The organism is Streptomyces sp. 130 (genome assembly GCF_007096885.1).
Classification (GTDB): Bacteria; Actinomycetota; Actinomycetes; order Streptomycetales; family Streptomycetaceae; genus Streptomyces.
Map to the genome: position 1 here is coordinate 170,513 of NZ_VJNO01000006.1, position 17,283 is coordinate 187,795.

The 17,283-nt window shown below is 72.4% G+C and carries 15 protein-coding genes and 2 pseudogenes; 9 read left to right on the forward strand and 8 right to left on the reverse strand.

What is annotated here, in order from left to right:
- Window positions 1-50: 50 nt before the first annotated feature.
- Together FKN01_RS07980 and FKN01_RS33690 are read right to left on the reverse strand one after the other, a co-directional pair.
- On the reverse strand, window positions 51-1,688 hold the full coding sequence (locus tag FKN01_RS07980; protein WP_143617874.1) for a hypothetical protein: 1,638 nt from the start codon (window positions 1,686-1,688) through the stop codon (window positions 51-53).
- Window positions 1,685-1,891: pseudogene (locus FKN01_RS33690) on the reverse strand (hypothetical protein); the annotation flags it as partial. The gene FKN01_RS07980 and the pseudogene FKN01_RS33690, both read right to left, overlap by 4 nt.
- 675 nt (window positions 1,892-2,566) lie before the next feature.
- Between FKN01_RS33690 and FKN01_RS33020 the strand changes: the two are divergent.
- Both FKN01_RS33020 and FKN01_RS33025 read left to right on the forward strand, forming a co-directional pair.
- A pseudogene (locus tag FKN01_RS33020) lies at window positions 2,567-3,061 on the forward strand (carbohydrate binding domain-containing protein); the annotation flags it as partial.
- A gap of 204 nt (window positions 3,062-3,265) precedes the next feature.
- Window positions 3,266-4,186, forward strand: coding sequence for a chitinase (locus FKN01_RS33025; protein ID WP_260696816.1), 921 nt, complete (start codon window positions 3,266-3,268; stop codon window positions 4,184-4,186).
- Window positions 4,187-4,336: 150 nt separating this feature from the next.
- Here the strand turns inward: FKN01_RS33025 and FKN01_RS07995 are convergent, their stop codons facing one another.
- Together FKN01_RS07995 and FKN01_RS08000 are read right to left on the reverse strand one after the other, a co-directional pair.
- On the reverse strand, window positions 4,337-4,618 hold the full coding sequence (locus FKN01_RS07995) for a hypothetical protein (protein ID WP_143617880.1): 282 nt from the start codon (window positions 4,616-4,618) through the stop codon (window positions 4,337-4,339).
- Window positions 4,615-4,878: a hypothetical protein gene (locus FKN01_RS08000; RefSeq protein ID WP_143617882.1), complete on the reverse strand. Its 264-nt coding sequence runs from the start codon at window positions 4,876-4,878 to the stop codon at window positions 4,615-4,617. Before FKN01_RS08000 ends, FKN01_RS07995 begins: the two co-directional genes overlap by 4 nt.
- Window positions 4,879-5,056: 178 nt before the next feature.
- Here FKN01_RS08000 and FKN01_RS08005 point away from each other — a divergent pair, with 178 nt between their 5' ends.
- Entirely contained in the window at window positions 5,057-5,899 is an 843-nt protein-coding gene (locus FKN01_RS08005; protein WP_143617884.1) for a helix-turn-helix transcriptional regulator, read from the forward strand.
- Window positions 5,881-6,090: a DUF397 domain-containing protein gene (locus tag FKN01_RS08010; protein ID WP_143617886.1), complete on the forward strand. Its 210-nt coding sequence runs from the start codon at window positions 5,881-5,883 to the stop codon at window positions 6,088-6,090. The genes FKN01_RS08005 and FKN01_RS08010 overlap by 19 nt, the downstream gene beginning before the upstream one ends.
- Before the next feature lie 27 nt (window positions 6,091-6,117).
- Here FKN01_RS08010 and FKN01_RS08015 read toward each other — a convergent pair whose 3' ends face one another.
- The 3 genes from FKN01_RS08015 to FKN01_RS08025 all read right to left on the reverse strand — a co-directional run bounded on the left by FKN01_RS08015 (window position 6,118) and on the right by FKN01_RS08025 (window position 9,259).
- Window positions 6,118-7,317 (reverse strand): cytochrome P450, encoded by a 1,200-nt coding sequence (locus FKN01_RS08015; protein ID WP_143618014.1) that lies wholly within the window; start codon window positions 7,315-7,317, stop codon window positions 6,118-6,120.
- Between the two features lie 134 nt (window positions 7,318-7,451).
- A complete protein-coding gene (locus FKN01_RS08020) occupies window positions 7,452-8,258 on the reverse strand; it encodes a class II aldolase/adducin family protein (RefSeq protein WP_398931442.1) in 807 nt (268 codons plus the stop codon).
- A complete protein-coding gene (locus FKN01_RS08025; protein WP_143617888.1) occupies window positions 8,255-9,259 on the reverse strand; it encodes a C-terminal binding protein in 1,005 nt (334 codons plus the stop codon). Before FKN01_RS08025 ends, FKN01_RS08020 begins: the two co-directional genes overlap by 4 nt.
- Before the next feature lie 187 nt (window positions 9,260-9,446).
- On the opposite strand from FKN01_RS08025, the gene FKN01_RS08030 reads away from it, so the two are divergent.
- The 5 genes from FKN01_RS08030 to FKN01_RS08050 all read left to right on the forward strand — a co-directional run bounded on the left by FKN01_RS08030 (window position 9,447) and on the right by FKN01_RS08050 (window position 14,368).
- Window positions 9,447-10,346, forward strand: a complete 900-nt coding sequence (locus FKN01_RS08030) for an Lrp/AsnC family transcriptional regulator (RefSeq protein WP_143617891.1) — start codon at window positions 9,447-9,449, stop codon at window positions 10,344-10,346.
- 177 nt (window positions 10,347-10,523) lie between these two features.
- The gene (locus tag FKN01_RS08035) at window positions 10,524-12,179 is read left to right on the forward strand and encodes an amidohydrolase (RefSeq protein ID WP_143617893.1); all 1,656 of its coding nucleotides are present in this window, start codon (window positions 10,524-10,526) and stop codon (window positions 12,177-12,179) included.
- A 143-nt stretch (window positions 12,180-12,322) separates the two neighbouring features.
- Entirely contained in the window at window positions 12,323-13,693 is a 1,371-nt protein-coding gene (locus FKN01_RS08040; protein WP_143617896.1) for an MFS transporter, read from the forward strand.
- A 94-nt stretch (window positions 13,694-13,787) separates the two neighbouring features.
- Window positions 13,788-13,982, forward strand: coding sequence for a CopG family transcriptional regulator (locus tag FKN01_RS08045; protein ID WP_143617898.1), 195 nt, complete (start codon window positions 13,788-13,790; stop codon window positions 13,980-13,982).
- Window positions 13,979-14,368, forward strand: a complete 390-nt coding sequence (locus FKN01_RS08050; protein WP_143617900.1) for a type II toxin-antitoxin system death-on-curing family toxin — start codon at window positions 13,979-13,981, stop codon at window positions 14,366-14,368. The genes FKN01_RS08045 and FKN01_RS08050 overlap by 4 nt, the downstream gene beginning before the upstream one ends.
- Before the next feature lie 12 nt (window positions 14,369-14,380).
- Here FKN01_RS08050 and FKN01_RS08055 read toward each other — a convergent pair whose 3' ends face one another.
- Entirely contained in the window at window positions 14,381-17,209 is a 2,829-nt protein-coding gene (locus tag FKN01_RS08055; protein ID WP_143617902.1) for an FAD-binding and (Fe-S)-binding domain-containing protein, read from the reverse strand.
- Between the last annotated feature and the right edge of the window lie 74 nt (window positions 17,210-17,283).

Consider the following 17,283-nt stretch of genomic DNA (forward strand, 5'->3'; position numbering starts at 1 on the left):
AACCCGCTTGGGGGCGGCCTTCTGGACCCGTCGGCTGCGGGGCACCTTGTTCACTGTGTGTGCATCCTTGAGTTGCGGTCGGGGCGCCGGGGCGCGTTGAGCAGGTGGGGCAGCAGATCCGCCACCGCCCGCTGCCGTACGAGCCCGAGGCCTTCGGGGGAGCGGGGTGGCGTTCGCCTGGGCAACGGGGCCAGGGGCGGGACCAGGGTGACCGGCACCGCGTCCGGAAGCTCGAACACGTCCGGGTCGAGCGGGAGCACGAAGAAGCCGGACCAGTCCTCGTCGCGCTCGGCGTCCCGGATGCGTTTCATCGCGCTGTTGAGCCGCGCGCCCATGTCCACGTCCTGGAGGTGTTCCCGACGGAGGTCCCGGTACCGGGCCTCCCAGCTCCGTGCGCCGTGCGGAAGCCCGAGGTCCAGGTAGGGGTTGGACGCCGCCGGTCTTTCGTTACGGGAGAGCTCCTGCCGATGCTTCAACAGGCGGAGGTTGGAGTCGACCGGTTGGCGCGGTCCGCTGATCTCCTCCAGCGCGGCGGTCGCCGCGCCCAGCTCCTCCCGGAGCAGCAGCGTGTACGCGTGGAAGTTGAGCGCCTCGGCCCGGTAGTCCGGGGCGGCCGTCTTGAACGATTTCAGCTTGTCGATCTGGGACGACGCACGGCCGAGGTCGTTCATGCACAGCAGGTCGTAGGCCTGGCGCAGGGCCATGAGCGCGTGCAGCGGCGACCGAGAGGGGTTGACGGCCGCCTTGGGTTCCCACAGGGAGAAGATGAGCCGCCACAACCCCCGGTCCTCCCAGATGTCCTGGTCCCAGTTGCCGACGTCCACCCCGTCCAGGAGCCGGCGCAGCCGGAGCACCAGATCGCGGGGCAGCTCCCTCTCGAGTTCCTTCACCACCGAGGTGTCGCCGTCGGCGACGCGCTCCAGGAGGTCGTACACGTCTCCGGCCGAGGGCAGCGGCTCGCCCCCGGCGAGGAAGGCGCTCCGCCGCTGCCACGCCGTCCATTCCAGTGCGGTCGCCTGCTCGGCGGTCACCTGCTCGGGTACGAGCCGGGCCTTGAGATACGCGTGCTCCGCCTCCTCGGCCCGGCACTGCCACGGCTGGTGCTCGGGGCCGACCGCCCCGGCGTCGATGAGGTCGTCGAGAACGCTCAGCGGTATCCAGGGAAGCACGCGCGGCAGCAGCCGAGGCGGGAAGGCGGGTATCGCGTCCGCCGCGAACGCCCCGAGGAGGGCGACGGCCCCGTAGGGGTCCTCGCTCCCGGAGGCGGCGAGCGCGTCGCCGCCCGCTGCCAGGGCGGTGAGCCTCTGCTCCCCGGTCTCGGACAGCCACAGGAAGCCGCCCGCGTGGGCAGCGGTGAGCGTCGCGGCGACCGTGGCCTCAGGGGCCCGTTCGAGGACGGACCGCACGGCGGGCAGCAGCCGGCTGTCAGGTTCGTCGCGCAGGGCGGCGGCCAGGGCATCGTGCGTGGCGTCCTCGGCGAGCGGAAGGAGTTCCCGGAGCAGGGCGTGCGCCCGCAGTACCGCCGGGGCGCCGAACACCCCTGCCTTGCGCCACCTGCGTACGGTGAACCCGTCGACCCCCGCGTCCGCGCTCTGGGCGGCCCGGCGCTCCCTGAGCACCCTCAGCCGCTCGCGCTCCCGCGCGACCGCCTCGGCCCGCGTCCCGCCGCCCGGCGGAAGGTTCGTCACCGTCCGGCTCCTTCGTGGCGGGGGCCGCGACCGGGAGGCGGTGTGAGGGACGAGGTGTAGGTCTCGCCGTCCACGAGGGGCTTCTCCAGGTCCAGGCCGGCCGTGGCCATGCGGGCGTACTCGGTGAGCACGAGGCGCTTGGTGCGGTATTCGCCGAACTTGTTGATCTCGTTGTTCTTCAGACCGCCCGACTCCGACTGGAAGTCGATCCGGCCTCCGGTGTGGCGGCGGAGGATCGTCTTCACGGCGACCTTGCGCTCGGGCGCGCCCTCGGGGGCCCGCAGGTCCTCGGCCTGATGGACCTCCCCCATGTTGCCCCTGCCGATGACACGCACGATGCGGAATCTGCCGTCGACGAGCTCGTGGCTCACTGCCGCTCCTCTGCCCTCTGCCCGCGTTCACCTGCTGGTCTTCCTGCCGCCCGCCCATCGTGCCAGAGCGGTCGGTGAGGCAGGTCACTGTACACGAAGTGGGGGAACCGGTGAGAATTCGATCTGTTGACGGTGTCAACCGGCGGTCAACTGGCAGGTGCCGGGGTGGCTGAGAAATGGGTGGGCGGGGGCTGCGCGTACATGTAGACGCGGACTCTCCGGGTGTGGAAAAGGTTGCATCGACCCGTGAAGAAAATGTGTCGGCCGCGCCGCCTGTGACCGTCTTCCGGGCAAGCGGTTCGCCGGGCCTTGCCGGGGCTGTCAAGTTCCGTCAAGCGGGGGTCCGGTGCGCCGGGCACCTTTGGTCCAGACCTATTGACGGGCCCTTGGCCCCCTTCTACGATCCCGTCGATCGCCGGACTGCGTGCCTCCTCTTCATCGGGGCCGCGCGTCCCCGCCCCTCCCGCACGCTCACGCCCGTGGCACGTCGCCAGAATGGAGCACAGCATGTTCCGTCGGAGGATTCGTACGCTGCCGGAGGCAGATGACGGGCGCTCGGCCGCCGTCCTGACCCGGACGGTCGCCGGGGTGAGCGCCGCCGCCCTCGTCGGTGCCTGCGTCGCGCTGGTCGGTTCCGGTTCGGCCGGCGCCGCCGACGCCGCCAACCTGGTGACCAACTCCGGTTTCGAGAGCGGCCTTTCCGGCTGGTCCTGCACCGATGGTTCCGGCCAGGTCACCAGCAGCCCTGCGCACTCCGGCGCGTCCGCGCTGAAGGCCACGCCGTCCGGCCTGGGCAACGCCCAGTGCAGCCAGACGGTCAGCGTGCGGCCGAACTCGACGTACACGTTGAGCGCCTTCGTCCAGGGCAGTTACGTGTACCTCGGCGCCGACGGCACCGGTGCGGCCACCGAACCGCGGACCTGGACGCCCAGTTCCCCGTCGTACAGCAAGCTGAGCGTCGACTTCACCACCGGTGCGAACACCACCTCGGTGACGGTCTACCTGCACGGCTGGTACGGGACGCCCGCCTACTTCGCGGACGACGTGTCGCTCACCGGCCCCGGTGGCACGACGCCCCCGCCGACCACGCCCCCGCCCACCGACCCGCCCACCACGCCCCCGCCCACCGACCCGCCGACGACTCCGCCGCCCACCGACCCCCCGGGTGACGCCACCTGTGCCACAAAGCCGAAGCCGGCCGGCAAGGTGCTCCAGGGGTACTGGGAGAACTGGGACGGCGCCTCGAACGGCGTGCACCCCGGCATGGGCTGGGTCCCCATCACCGACAGCCGGATCGCCCAGCACGGCTACAACGTCATCAACGCCGCCTTCCCGGTGATCCTCTCGGACGGGACCGTCCTGTGGGAGGACGGCATGGACGTGGGCGTGAAGGTCTCGACGCCGGCGGAGATGTGCCAGGCCAAGGCGAACGGCGCCACGCTCCTGATGTCCATCGGCGGCGCCGCCGCGGGCATCGACCTGTCGTCGAGCAAGGTCGCCGACCGCTTCGTGGAGACGGTCGTCCCGATCCTCAAGAAGTACAACTTCGACGGGATCGACATCGACATCGAGACCGGTCTGTCCGGGAGCGGGAACATCAACACGCTGTCCGCCTCCCAGTCCAACCTGATCCGCATCATCGACGGCGTGCTGGCCAAGATGCCGGCGGGCTTCGGCCTGACCATGGCGCCCGAGACCGCGTACGTCACCGGCGGCAGCGTCACCTACGGGTCCATCTGGGGCGCGTACCTGCCGATCATCAAGAAGTACGTCGACAACGGCCGGCTGTGGTGGCTCAACATGCAGTACTACAACGGCAGCATGTACGGCTGCTCCGGTGACTCGTACTCCGCCGGCACCGTGGAGGGCTTCGCCGCTCAGACCACCTGCCTCAACAACGGCCTGACCATCCAGGGCACCACGATCAAGGTGCCGTACGACAAGCAGGTGCCCGGTCTTCCGGCCCAGCCCGGCGCGGGCGGCGGCTACATGGCGCCCAGCCAGGTCGGCCAGGCGTGGAACACGTTCAACGGCTCGCTCAAGGGCCTCATGACGTGGTCCCTCAACTGGGACGGCTCGAAGGGCTGGTCCTTCGGCGACAACGTCAAGTCCCTGCAGGGCCGCTAGGGTCCGGGAGAGGCTGATGCGTCCGGCTCCCCACGGGGCCGGACGCATCGGTGCGTGAGGGCCCCGTCCGGCGGGCCGCGTCCGCCGAGCGGGGCCCGGGCCGCCGCCCCCTCGAACGCGGCCCGCACGGCCGGGTGGTGCTCCCCGGTCTCACCGGGCGTCTTCGCCGGCCGCGCCGGCAGGCGGCGAGCCCCGCACGCCGCTGACGCCGAGACCGTTACGGCTACGGGCGTTGGCGTCGGCCACGCGGGCGCTCAGCGACTCGGCCGGGCCGAGCGTCCGCAGACGGGCCGGGTCCGCGTCCCACGCGCGGCCACCGCCGAGCGGGCGGAGCTGGAGGCGGGCACCTTCACGGCCCGTCACCAGGCCCACCCGGCCGCTCCCGGAGTCGTACACGGCCGTCCCCACGCGAGGGACACCGGCGTCGGTCACCTGGTCGTTCCGTTCCTGATCGCCTCGGCGAGGGCGTGTGCCACGGGGGCGGAGCAGATGCCGAGGTTGACCAGGGCGTACTCGGCCGGCCGGACACGGCCCTCGTTCTCCGCGTCCGGCCACGGGGTGCGTACGTCCATCGCGGGCAGCTGGATGCCGGCGGCGGTCAGAGCGGCGGCGAGATCGTCGCGCGCCGCCAGCGCCTCCTGGATCTTGGGCGACCGGCGGGGGAGGGACGGCTTCTGCGACGGCGAGGTCATGGCGGGTCTCTTCCTTCGGTTGTTCTTTCGTGGATTCCTCAGTCCGCCCCCACGCCCGGTACTACGGTGCGTGAGGGGAGCGTTACGAGAATGACCCGGCCGGAGACGTGACACACCACGGCCGGACCGTGTTTCTCCAGCGGGTCCCCCACGTTCCACACGTTCCACGGAGGGCGAGATGCCGGTCAGGCGGGCGGTCACAGGCCGCAGCAGGGAACCTCGTGCGAGGTTCGCGGAAGAGTTGCGGTCCTTGCGCGCCGCGCGCGGCGACAGCCTGCGCCAGCTCGGCGAACGGCTGGGCTGGGACTGGTCGTTGTTCGGCAAGATGGAGAAGGGCGAGACGGTCGGCGGCCCCGAGGTCGTGGAAGCGCTCGACCAGTACTACGGCACGCCGGGGCTGCTGCTGGCGCTGTGGGAGCTGGCCATCAGCGACCAGACCCAGTTCAAGGAGCGGTACCGCCGGTACATGGCCTTGGAGGCGGAGGCGACGAGCCTGTGGCATTTTTCGGTGAGCACTGTGCCCGGTCTGCTGCAGACTCCTGGGTACGCGCGAGAGTTGCTGACGGCCGGTGGATACAAGGGTGCCGAACTGGACCAGCAGGTCGAGGCGAGGATGGGGCGGCAGGAGCTGCTGACGGCGGATGACCCACCGCCCTTCCGCACGATCCTGTCGGAGGCTGCACTCCGGACGCCGCTACGGGACGCGACGGAGTGGCAGCGGCAGTTGGAGCGCCTTGCCCAGGCGGGGGAGCGGGGCGACGTGACCGTCCAGGTGCTGCCGCAGAGTGCGGGCGTGCATGGGCTGGTCAGCACCGACGTCTGGTTCCTCCGATTGCCGGGAGGCCGCCCGATCGCGTACACGGAGAACGCCTACTGGGGTGACCTCATCGAGGACAGCGCTAAGGTCGAGCGTTTGCAGCGTGCCTACGATGTGGTGCGTGACCTGGCCCTCTCCCCGCCTGAGTCGCGGAAGTTCATCTTGCGCATCCTGGAGGAAATGTCGTGCGACCCATCGATCTGAGTGCCACCACTTGGCGGAAGAGCAGCCACAGCAATCCCGACGGTGGTGCGTGCGTCGAGGTGTCCGACGACTTCACCGCATTCGTCCCCGTCCGGGACAGCAAGAACCCGCACGGCCCCGCCCTCACCTTCGCGGCGGCCGAGTGGTCGTCCTTCGTTTCCGCCGTGAAGGACGGAACGGTAGGCGCCTGAGCCGAGGACTCCCGGCTCGGCGCCCCCTCACCCCCGCAGCCGCACCGGTAGCTTCCGCACACTGTTCCCCACGAACGAGCGGTGGCGCGGGAGTTCCGCCTCCGGGACCGCGAGGTCCAGGGCCGGGAAGCGGGTGAAGAGCTGGTCCAGGGCCGTGGTGGCCTCCAGGCGGGCCAAGGGCGCGCCCAGGCAGTAGTGGGCGCCGTGGCCCAGGGAGAGGTGGCGGGGGCCGGTGCGGGTGAGGTCGAAGCGGGCCGCGTCCGGGCCGTGGGCCCGGGTGTCGCGGCCGGCGGCGGAATAGCCCGCGAGGACCGGGGTGCCCCGGGGGATCACCGTGCCGTCCAGGGTCAGATCGCGGGTCGGGTAGCGGAACGGGAAGTAGCTGACCGGGCTGTCCCAGCGCAGGGTCTCCTCCACCACGTCCGCCCAGGTGGCCTCGCCGGAGAGGACCAGGCCGAGCTGGTCCCGGTGGGCGCACAGGGCTCGTACGGCGTTGGTGATCAGATTCAGCGTCGTCTCGTGGCCCGCGACGATGGTCAGCAGCAGGGTGCCGATCAGCTCCTGCGGGGTGAACCGGTCGCCGTCCTCCTCGCGGGCGGCGATCATCGCGCTGGTGAGGTCGTCGCCGGGGTCGGCCGCCCGGGCCGCCGCGACCGTGCTCAGGATCTCCACCATCTCCCGGTTGGCCGCCACCGCCTCGGCCGGTCCGATGTCCGTGGCCACGAGCTGGTTGGAGAGGTGGTGGAGCCGGTCGTGGTGGGTCTGGTCCACGCCCAGCAGCTCGCAGATGACGCCCATCGGCAGCGGCAGCGCGAAGTGGGCGCGCAGATCGACGGTGCCGTCCTCGGTGGCGGCCGGCTCCAGGCCGTCCAGCAGGCGGGCCGCCAGCTCCTCCACGTACGGACGCAGTCGCTCCACCCGGCCCGCCGTGAACGCCTTGCCCATCAGCGACCGCAGCCGCCGGTGGTCGGCGCCGTCCGCGGTCGTCATGCCCCGGACCGTGGCGAACGTCCTCAGCGGCCAGCCGTCGGCGATCTCCCCGGCCCGGAGCGCCGCGAAGTGCCGTGCGTCCTTGGCGACGTCGGGGTGCGCGAGGAATTCCCTCAGCGCGTCGTGGCCCAGGACCGCCATCCCGCCCACCTCGCCGGGAAGGACCACGGGGACGACCGAACCCCCCTCCAGCAGCCGGGCGTTGGCCGCGTGCGGGCAGCCGCCCGCCGGGTCCATGCGGTGGGGGAGGCCGGCCGCGGGGTTATCCGGTGACGTGTCCAACGGGGCTCCAGGTCTTCGGGGGGAGGCGTCCGGGCGGGCCAGTGTGGCCAGCCCCGACGCCCCCGCGCAAGAGCCGGGCCCCGTGGCGTTCAGTCCTTGTAGTCCGGCGCGATGCGCTCCACCAGCCGCAGCAGCGCCGCCCAGGCCAGGTCGTAGGCGTCGTGGTCCTCGAAGTCGGAGGAGGCCTCGCCCTCGCCGGTGAGCTGCTGGGCGGTGTATTCGGCCACCTGGTCCGAGGGCAGCACGAGTTCGGCGCCGCCGGCCTGGGCGGTGACCTGGATCTCGCAGGCCTTCTCCAGGTAGAACATGCGCAGGAACGCCTGCTTGGCGCTCTCGCCGACGGTCAGCAGGCCGTGGTTGCGCAGGATGAGCGCCGGGTGGGTGCCGAGGTCGGCGACCAGGCGCTCCTGTTCGGCGAGGTTGAGGGCGACGCCCTCGTAGTCGTGGTAGCCGACGCGGTTGTGGAACTCCATCGACATCTGGTTCACGGGCAGCAGGCCCGACTTCTGCGCGGCCACGGCGCAGCCCGCCCTGGTGTGCGTGTGCAGCACGACGTGGGCGTCGGCGCGGGCCTTGTGGATCGCGCTGTGGATCACGAAGCCCGCCGGGTTGACCGGGTGCGGGCTCGGCTCCACCGCGTTGCCGTCCAGGTCGATCTTGACCAGGTTGGACGCGGTGATCTCCTCGAAGAGGAGTCCGTACGGGTTGATGAGGAAGTGGTGGTCCGGGCCCGGCAGCCGCTGCGAGATGTGCGTGAAGATCAGGTCGGTCATGCGGAAGTGGGCCACCAGGCGGTAGACCGCCGCGAGTTCGCGGCGCAGCCGCAGTTCCTCGGCGGCGATGGCGGCGGTGTCCGCGCCCTGAGCGGGGGCGGGGGTGTCCAGGATGTCCGTCACGCGGGGTCTCCTTGCGTGCTGTCGGTGAGAGGGGCGGTCGCGGCCGGCTGCGGCGTCACGACGGGGGTGCGGGGGCGCCCGGTGGTCCACCAGGCGATGACGTTCTCGGCGGGCTCGGTGACGTAGGCGCGCAGCGAGGCGTCCGAGAGGAAGGCGAAGTGCGGGGAGACCAGCAGCCGGGGGTGGCCGCGCAGCGGGTCGTCGGCGGCGGGCGGCTCGACGGGGAAGACGTCCAGCGCGGCGCCGGAGAGCCGGCCGCTGTCCAGGGCGTCCAGGACGGCGCCGGGGTCGATGAGGTCGCCGCGCGAGACGTTCACCAGGAGGGCGCCGGGCCGCATCCGGCCGAGCAGGCCGGCGTCGACCATGCCGCGCGTCCGCGGCGTGGACGGCACGTGCAGGGAGAGCACGTCGGCGGTCCCGGCCAGGGTGTCGAGGCCGAGGCGTTCGACCCCCTCGGGCCAGTCGGCGGCGTGCGGGTCGTGGGCGACGATCCGGCCGAAGAGCGGGGCGGCGAGGCGGGCCAGGACCCGGGCGATCCGGCCGAGGCCGACCAGGCCGAGCGTCATCTCGCTGAGCCGCCGCGGTACTTCGGTGAGGTCGGTGCTCCAGCCGCCGGCCCGGACCACGGCGTCGGCCTGCGGCAGGCGCCGCGCGAGGGCCAGGATCTGGGCCAGCGCGTGGACGGCGACGTCCTCGGTGGCCGAGCCGGGAAGGTTGGCCACCCACAGACCCCGGCGCGCGGCCTCGGCGGTGTCGATCATGTCGTAGCCGGCGGACATGGTCGCCAGCATCCGTACGTGCGGCAGGCGGTCGAGGAGAGCACCGTCCACGCGGGCGTAACCGACGACGAGCGCCACGGCGTCGTGCGCGGCGGCGGCGATCGCCCCGGGGTCCGTGCTGCCGGCGACGCGGACCTCGAAGCCCGCTCCGGTGAGCAGCTCCACGCCGGGTGAGGGGTCGAGCTCCCCGGTGTCGGTGATCACGGCTACAGGGCGCGTCACGTCAGCCTCCGTCGATTATTCGATCGTTTGATCGCCATGAAACTTACGTTTCGGCTGTGGTGGTTGTCTACCTCGGACGGGATGATTGTGAGGAGGGTGGTTTCCGGGTCGGGGCGGGCCCGGAGCCGGACGGTCCGCCCGGCGGGCCCAGAATGGGCGGACACCGCTGAACGAGGAGGGGCGCTACGTGGAGCTCGACCAGACCGATCTGGCGATCGTGCGGGAGTTGCAGGGCGACGGACGGCTCACCTACGAGACGCTGGCCCAGCGTGTCGGGCTGTCCCGGCCGGCCGCCCGGATGCGGGTGCAGAGGCTCCAGGAGTCCGGCGCCGTGCGGGTGGTGGCGATCGTGCACCCGGCCGTGCGCGCCCTCACCGCCTCGGCGCACCTCGCCATCGACACGCACGGTCCGGCCGGTGAGGTGGCGCGCCGGGTGGCCGAGCTCCCGCAGGCGCCCTTCGTGACGCTGACGAGCGGGCGGCGGGCCATCATGGCCGAGCTGCGCACGGCGGGCTTCGGGGAGCTGGAGCGCACGATCGAGCACATCCGCGGCCTCGCCGGCGTGCGCGCGGTCGATCCGCTGGTGGCGACGCGGCACGTGAAGGACCCCTACCTGCTCACCGACGAGCCGACCGTCGGTGTGCTCGACGGGACGGACGAGCGCATCCTCGCGGAGCTGGAGGAGGACGGCAGGCTGCCGTTCGCCGAGCTGGCCGGGCGGGTCGGCCTGTCGGCGGGGGCGACTCGCACGCGGACGCTGCGACTGCTCGACGGCGGGGTGGCGAAGGTGGTCGCGCTGGTGCGGCCCGACATGCTCGGCATGGGCTACCTGTGCGGATTCAGCCTGCGCGTGTCCGGCCGGGCGGCGGAGGTCGCCGAGACCGTCGCGGGGTTCGCCCGCGTGGCCTTCCTCTCGACGTGCCTGGGCCGGGCGGAGGCGGTCGGCACGATCACCGCGGAGTCCTTGGACGCCGTACGCGCCACGCTGGAGGAGATCCGCGGCCTGGGCGCCGTGCGCGAGGTGGAGAGCTGGCTCCACCTGGAGCTCGTCAAGGAGCGCTACGACCTCCGCCCGCACGCCGTTTGAGGGCCGCACCGGCGGTCCTGACGGGGTGTGCAGTCGATACGTAACTTAAGGCGCGGTTCAACTTTACAAAACTTCTTCGCCAGAGCCTCTGGTCAATCAGGCGTTCGCTCCTTATCGTTCTGCGAGCCGAATCGTCTGTCGGCGAGCCCTGTACGTTCTGGTCGAAAGCAGCCTGCCATGCCCCGTCCCACCGAGTCCCCCGAGCGCACGCTCCTCGTCACCGGCGCCGCCGTAGCCGTACCGGGCACCTCGGTCCGCGCCGAGGCGCTGGCCGTGCGCGGCGACCGCGTGGTGCACGTCGGCACCGCCGAGGACGCCCGTGCGGCGCTCGGCGGCCGGGCCGACGAGGAGCTGTCCCTCGACGGCGGCCTGGTCCACCCCGGCTTCGTCGACGCCCACTGCCACCCCGTCATGTACGGCCAGGCGCTCGCCTGGGTCGACCTGCGCCCCGAGCGCGTCCCGGACATCGACACCATGGTCGAGGTGCTGCGCGAGGCGGCCCGGGACCTGCCCGCCGGCGTCCCCGTCCGCGGCTTCGGCTACGAGCACCGCCGCCTCGCCGAGGGCCGCCACCCCAGCTGCCACGACCTGGACCGCGTCGCCGAGGACCGCGAGGTCTACGTCATGAACGCCTCCGGTCACGGCGGCGTCGTCAACTCCCACACCCTGCGCACCTGCCGCATCGACGCGGCCACGCCGTCCCCCGAGGGCGGCAGCATCGGCCACTTCGAGGACGGGCAGCCCGACGGCCAGCTCTGGGACGCCGCCTGCGACCTGCTGACCGGACCGGCCGGCGTCAAGATCGGCAACCACGGCCCGAACTTCCACCTCTCCGAGCCCGACGACATCATGGCCGACCACCTCCTGCGCGCCCAGGAGGTGTTCCTCGCCGCCGGCGTCACCACGATCGGCGACGCCCAGGTCTCGCGCCGCGAAATGGAGACCTATCTGCGCGCCCACGCCGACGGCTCGCTCCGCATGCGGGTCTCCGCCTACCTGACCTCGGCGCTCCTCGACACCGCCCTGGAACTCGGCGCGGTGCGCGGCTTCGGCGACGACCAGTTCCGCATCCAGGGCGTGAAGTTCTACGCCGACGGCACGCTCGGCGGCTGGACGGCCTACTTCCCCGAGGGCTACGCCGCCGACTGCTGCCACCACGGCCAGCTCTACCACTCCGTCGAGGAGTACGCCGAGATCGTCCGCCGTGCCCACGCGGCCGGTCTCCAGACGGCGACCCACGCGCAGTCCCCGTACGCGATCGGCATGGTGCTCGACGCGATCGAGAAGGCCCAGGCGGAGCGCCCGCGCGAGGACATGCGCCATCGCATCGAGCACTCCGGACTGCCCACCGACGAGCAGATCGACCGCATGGGCGAACTCGGCGTCGTTCCGGTGATGCAGCCCCAGCACCACCTGCGCACCGGCGACGGCACCCTCACCGCCATCGGCGAGATGGGCCACCGCTACAACCCGGCGGGCCGCTGCCCCGAGGCCGGCGTCCCGGTCGTCTTCTCCTCCGACGCCCCCGTCGCCCCGCCCGCCCCGCTGGAGGCCGTCGCCGCCGCCGCGACCCGCCGCACCGTGCTCGGCACCGTCCTCGGCGACGAGTCGCTGCGCCTGCCCGTGGAGGCCGGTCTGCACGCCCACACCGGTGCGGCGGCGGCGGCCCTGCACCGCGAGGACGCGGTCGGCGCGCTCGCCCCCGGCATGCTGGCCGACTTCGTCGTCCTCGACGCCGACCCGCTGACCGTCCCCGTCGACGAGCTGACCGGCGTCCGCGTCCTGGAGACGTGGGTCGGCGGCAGCCGCGCCTGGGCCGCTCCCGGCCGCTGACCCGGCGGGCGCACCCGATTCCCCGGCGGCCGGACGATCCTTCCGTGGCCCGGCCGCCGGGCCCCCTCTTTTTCGCCAACTCGACTGGCCGCAGCGTCCCCGTCTGCAACGTCCCCGTCTGCACTCACCTGCCGGAGGTCCCCTTGCCGGACCGCACCACCACCGCCCGCCGACCGCAGAGCCCGTACCGGACGGCCCTCGCCGCCCTGTCCGGAACCTCCATCGAGTGGTACGACTTCTACGCCTTCGCCACCGCCGCGGCGATCGTGTTCAACGACGTCTTCTTCCCCGACGACATGCCCACGGCGCTGAAGACCATCTCGTCCTTCGCCACCTTCGCCGTCGGCTTCCTGCTGCGTCCGCTCGGCGGCATCGTGTTCGGGCACATCGGCGACCGCGTCGGCCGTAAGAAGACGCTGGTCATCACCCTCATGATGATGGGCATCGCCTCGTTCGCCATCGGCCTGCTGCCCACCTACGACCAGGTCGGCCCGCTGGCCCCGATCCTGCTGATCGTGCTCCGGCTCGTCCAGGGCATCGCGATCGGCGGCGAGTGGGGAGGCGCCGTCCTGATCGCCGTGGAGAACGCCCCCAAGGGCAAGGCCACCTTCTTCGGCTCCTTCGCCCAGCTCGGCTCCTCGGTCGGCGCGCTCCTGTCCACCGGCATGTTCAGCCTCATGAGCCTGTTCGGTGACACCGCCTTCGACAGCTGGGGCTGGCGCGTGCCGTTCCTCGCCTCGGCGGTCCTCGTCGTCATCGGCCTGGTCGTGCGGACCAAGCTGGAGGACTCCCCGGTGATGGAGGACATCCACACCGAGCAGAAGGAGAAGGGGGAGGGGAAGGGCGGGGGAGCCTCGCAGCTGCCCGTCGCCGAGGTCCTGCGCAACGACTGGAAGACGGTGCTGGTGGGCGTCTTCTCGCTGGCCACCGCGACCGGCGGCTACTACGTCGTGACGAGCTACCTCCTCTCGTACGGCACCGACGACCAGCACCTGTCCGAGTCGATGCTGCTCAACGGCCTCACGCTCGCCGCGTTCCTGGAACTGGTCGTCACCCCGTTCCTGTCGCTGCTCGGCGACCGGATCGGCGCGCACAAGGTCGTCGTCGGCGGACTCGCGGGCGTGGTGCTGCTCTCGATACCGCAGTTCATGGTCGTGGGCACCGGCAACGTCGTCCTGATCTATCTGGGGATGCTCGCCATGCGCTTCGTGATGTCGGCGCTGTACGGGCCGATGGCGGCGATCCTCGCGGACGGCTTCGCCCCGCACGTGCGGTACACCGGCATCTCCCTGGCGTACCAGATCTGCAACCTGGTCTTCGCGGGCTTCGCCCCCGTCACGGCGGTGTGGCTGTCCTCCCTCGCGGGCGGCGCGTACTGGCCGCCGGCGGTCGCGCTGATGGTGATCTCGCTGATCGGCATCTGGTGCACCCTGCGCCTGCGCGTCTACCGCGCGCGCCTCATCGCCTCCGCGACCGCCGACGCGCCGGCGGCCCGGGTGGCCGCCGGCGTCTGAGGCCCGACGCACCGGGGCCCCGCCCCTTCGGTGGCCGGGCCTTCCGGCTTCTCCCACGACTCGCCGGATGATACCGGGGCGGTATCATCCCCGTATGGCGATGACACTCCGGCTCCCCGACGACCTCGACGCACAGCTCACCGAGCGTGCCCGCAGAGAGGGCCGTAGCAAGCAGGAGCTTGCGATCGAGGCCATCCGGGAGGCCCAGGAGCGTTCCGAGCTGAAGGTGGACGACGTCCTGGCCGAGCTCATGGTCAGCGACGCGGAGATCATGGACTACCTGAAGTGACCGGGGTGCGGTACGTCCGGATCGACGAGGTGCTGGCCATCGCCCGGGCCGTCAACGGGACCGAGCACAGCGTGCGTGACCTGGGGCTCCTGGTGTCCGCGATCGAGCGGCCCCGGACGCATGTGTTCGGGGCGGAGCTGTATCCCACGCTGCACGAGAAGGCGGCGGCGTTGCTGCATTCCGTCGCCCGGAATCACGCGCTGATCGACGGCAACAAGCGCACCGCCTGGCTCGCCATGCGCGTCTTCCTGCGGTTCAACGGCGGCGCCGCCGTCGCTCCGCCACCCGTCACGGTGGCCGGCCCGTTCGTCGAGGACGTCGCGCAGGACCACCTCGACGTGCCGGTCGTCGCCAAGCGGCTGGCGGAGTGGTTCCCCCTGTCCTGACCCGGTGGCCGGTCAGCGCCGCAACGCCTCCGCGATGATCTGCACCAGGTGGCGGCTGTCCAGGCCCGCCAGGTCCCGGACCTGGGTGCGGCAGGAGTAGCCGTCCGCGAGGATGCGGCGGTCCGGGGCTTCGGCCGCCTCGGCGAGGATGCCGTCGCGGGCGATCTTCTCGGACACCTCGTAGTGGCCCTTCTCCATGCCGAAGTTCCCGGCCAGGCCGCAGCACCCCGAGGAGACCTCGACGTCGCAGCCCATCGAACGCAGCAGCGAGCGGTCCGCCTCGTAGCCCATGACCGCGTAGTGGTGGCAGTGGGGCTGGACGAGGAGGCGTTCCGCCGCCCGCGGGGGCGTCCAGTCGATCGAGGTGAGGAATTCGGCGACCGTGCTCACCGCGCCCGCGAGTTCCGCCGCGCCCGGGTCGTCCGGCAGGAGTTCCACCAGGTCCGAACGGAGCGTCGCGGTGCAGCTCGGCTCGATGCCGATCACCGTGCGGCCGGCCCGGACATGGGGGAGCAGCAGGTCCACCGTGGACCGGAGCTTCGCCCGGGCGGCGGTCAGCTGGCCCGTCGAGATCAGGGTCAGGCCGCAGCAGGCGCCCGGCGCGGCGATCTCCACGTCGCAGCCCGCCGCCGTCAGCACCTCCACCGCGTCGCGCGGGATGTCCGGCGCGAGCGCGTCCGAGAAGGAGTCGACCCAGAGCAGCACCTTGGGGCCGTCCGCCCCGGGCCGGGTCCGGGAAGCCCCGCGCCACCGGAACGGCTTCGCCGGCAACGGCGGCAGCGAGCGGCGGGGGTCCGCGCCCATCAGGCTCATCATCGTGCGCCGGAGCACCGGCACCCGCCCCGCCAGGTTGACCAGCGGGGCCACGGGCGCGAGCAGGCGCAACCACTGCGGGAGCCGGCCGAGCGTGTAGTGGCTCAGCGGGCGGCGGCGGCCCTTGTACGTCTGGTGCAGGGCCTCCGACTTGTACATGGCCATGTCGATCCCCGTCGGGCAGTCGTTGGCGCACGCCTTGCAGCTCAGGCACAGGTCCAGGGCCTCGTGGACCTCCGGCGAGCTCCAGCCCTCCGTGACGAAGCCGCCGTTCAGCATCTCCTGGAGCGCCCTCGCCCGGCCCCGCGTCGAGTCCTTCTCGTCCCGGGTCGCCGTGTACGAGGGGCACATGAAGCCGCCCTGGCCGCTCAGGTCCGCCCGGCACTTGCCCACCCCGACACACCGGTGCACGGCCGCCGTGACGTCCCCGCCGTCGTGCGCGAAGGCGAAGCCGTCGGCCGCCCGCAGCCGGCGCGCCCCGGGCCGCCGGAGGTCCGCGTCCAGCGGCGCGGGGCGGACGACGACCCCGGGGTTCATGACGTCGTCCGGGTCCAGCAGGGCCTTGAACGCCTCCATCGCGCGCAGCGCCTCGGGGCCGTACATCGCCGGCAGCAGCTCGGAGCGGGCGCGGCCGTCGCCGTGCTCACCGGAGAGCGAACCGCCGTGCTCGGCGGCCAGGGCGGCGGCGCGTTCGAGGAAGCCGCGCATCGGCGCGCCCCCGGCGTCGAGCGGGAAGTCGATGCGGGCGTGGACGCACCCGTCGCCGAAGTGGCCGTAGGCCAGGCCGGAGAGCCCCTCCTCGGCCATCAGCGCCTGGAGGCCGCGCAGGTAGTCGCCGAGCCGTTCCGGCGGCACGGCGGAGTCCTCCCAGCCGGGCCACGCCTGCTTGCCGTCGGCGGTGCGTCCGGCCAGGCCGGCGCCGTCGGCGCGGATCTGCCAGAGCCGGGTCGCCTCGGGGCCCGCCGGCAGGACCACGCTGTCGGCGGCGTGCGAGGCCGCGACGAGCGCCCGCGCCGATGCGACCGCCTCCGCCGAGGTCGCCCCGCCGACCTCGGCGATGAGCCAGCCACCGCCCTCGGGCAGCGTGGGGACGGCCGCGTCGCCGTGCGCCCGGCGCACCACGTCCACGAGCTGCGCGTCCAGGCCCTCCAGCGCGAGCGGGCGGAAGGGCAGCAGGTGCGGCACGTCGTCCGCGGCCGTCGCCATGTCCGCGTAGCCCAGGACGGCGAGCGCCGGAGCCGGTGCCTGCGGCACGAGCCGCACCGTGGCTTCCAGCAGGACGCCGCAGCTGCCCTCCGTACCGGTCAGCGCCGCCGCGAGGTTGCGCCCGTTCTCCGGCAGCAGGTGCTCCAGCGAGTAGCCGGAGATCTGCCGCCCGAACCGCCCGAACTCGGTACGCAGCACCGCCAGATGCTCCGTGACGAACGCGTCGAGCCCCGGCACCGCCGCGAGCGCCTGCGGACCCGAGCCGGCCGTGATCACCTCGCCGCCGCCCGTCAGCCAGGTCATCGACACGACGTTGTCGGCCGTACGCCCGTACGACAGGCCGTGCGGGCCGCACGCGTTGTTGCCGATCATCCCGCCGATCGTGCAGCGGCTGGCCGTCGAGGGGTCGGGCCCGAACCGCAAGCCGTGCGGCAGGGCCTCCCGCTGAAGGGTGCTCAGGACGACGCCCGGTTCGACCACCGCCGTCGAGGAGACGGGATCGACGGACAGCACGCGGTTCATCGAGCGGGAGAAGTCGATCACCAGGCCCGGCCCCACCGCGTTGCCGGCGCACGAGGTCCCGCCGCCCCTGACGGTGACCGGAACCCGGTGCTCACGTGCGATCCCGACCGCGGTGATCACGTCGTCGGCGCCGCGCGGCATGAGCACGGCCCCCGGCACGATCCGGTAGTTCGACGCGTCGGTCGAGTAGACCGCCCGGGTCGTCGCCGAAGCGTCGACGAGATCGCCCAGCTTCCCGCGCAGGGCGTCGAGAAACGCCTCGGAGAGGGGGGCCGGGGCGTCTGCCATGGTCGCGTCCATCGGGTGCTGCTCCTGGGGGCGTCGGTTCTGGTGGTGCGGGCACGGTCCCGCCGTGCCACGGGCGGAAGCGCGGT